General features: G+C 53.5%; 1 protein-coding gene. It reads right to left on the reverse strand.

Going from position 1 to position 1,459, the window contains the following annotated elements; translation table 11 throughout:
- Positions 1-333: 333 nt before the first annotated feature.
- Positions 334-1,053 (reverse strand): replication protein, encoded by a 720-nt coding sequence (locus tag ACTQY5_RS10965; protein WP_441369205.1) that lies wholly within the window; start codon positions 1,051-1,053, stop codon positions 334-336.
- Between the last annotated feature and the right edge of the window lie 406 nt (positions 1,054-1,459).

The raw sequence follows: 1,459 nt of genomic DNA on the forward strand, positions 1-1,459 counted from the left end.
CTACGTTCCCGGCCCACGCTACGAGTGTCCTGGGGACACTTGTGTAAGCGTGCATTGCAGGTTTTTTTATTTTTTTTCGGGAATGCACGCTTACACAAATCTCCCTGGAGATTTGCAGCGTGTCCAAGTCACGTATCGAAACAAGTCCCGAACCCGGATTGTTACGTATCGTAACAACCGAGATGCCTCTACGGCATATCAAGCGAAAAAAACGGGCACACCGTATTGGTGTACCCGTTCGAGCTAAAAACGCCTCAGAAACGAAATTTGGGCCTGTGAGGGCCATTCCAAAAGGCCCCTTACGGGGACAGTATATCCCAAAGGGGATCCGTGTCAAGGCTGCTGCTCCGCAGCACCCGGCTCAGCCGGGCTTTGGCCTTGACGCGGCTCCGCTTTGGGATTCCCCTCGGGTAAGGGGGCTTTTGGATAAAGCGGTTCGACCCGGGTTTCCCAGTACCTCGACCGCAGGAACTCCTTGATGACCATCGTCCCGTTGTCGCACAGGCACCGATACCAGGTCTCGTTATGACTTCTGGCATAACGCAGCAGCTCCGCATACGAGATCACGTCGTTTCTATCGCAAAAATCGATCATGTCCGCAATAGCAGCATATCGGTCAGTCGGGAGACCGATAGCTCCGATGTAGTCCGCCCCGCCCAACTGGAGCACATCGGACGGGCTGTACTGGGCCTTCTCTGGATTGTCCAGGTGGCACAGATACCGGGCATAGCCCCGAACGTTGCTGATTCGTTCGGCAGCCCCTACGCCGCCGATCTGGGCAAAAAAATCGGTTGCCTGCTCCTGCGTCTTGACTACGTCAAACTGCACCAGGACGTGCCAATGGGGCTTTTTGGGTTCCCCGCCCGGATTTTTGTCCTGGTCATGTAGGGGTGACACCATGGCATAGACGTGGGTGTCGTCTAGAACCTGCTGCCAGTTCGATGGGGCCGACTCGGGATAGACCACCGTCGCCCAATTCCGGGACCGTCCGGCCCGCTTGGCATCTGCTCTTTTTTGAGCTTCTCGTTTTTTTCTTGCGTCTACAATCGGCATAAAAAATCCCTCCTGTTTTTCGGCAGGAGGGCTCTTTGGGTTGATTTTATTTCCCGGATCGCTTATTTTATATATATAATAAGCATAAGCAATGGCCCTCACTGCCATTGTGGTTTCAAGACTCGGAGTTTGCGGCTCCGGGTCTTTTTGTATTTTAACACACTTTAAGCAACAGAAAAAGAATTAGGGTATGGGTATGGGGTATGGAACACTAGGGGGAGTGTCGTAGTCTCTCCCCCTAGTGTTTCGATCCTACGGCGATAGCCGTCCGACCATCCGGGAGGCTTGGCCGGGACTACGTTCCCGGCCCACGCTACGAGTGTCCTGGGGACACTTGTGTAAGCGTGCATTGCAGGTTTTTTTATTTTTTTTCGGGAATGCACGCTTACACAAATCTCCCTGGAGA

The organism is Acidaminococcus sp. HCP3S3_H5, assembly GCF_052122235.1.
GTDB lineage: Bacteria > Bacillota > Negativicutes > Acidaminococcales > Acidaminococcaceae > Acidaminococcus.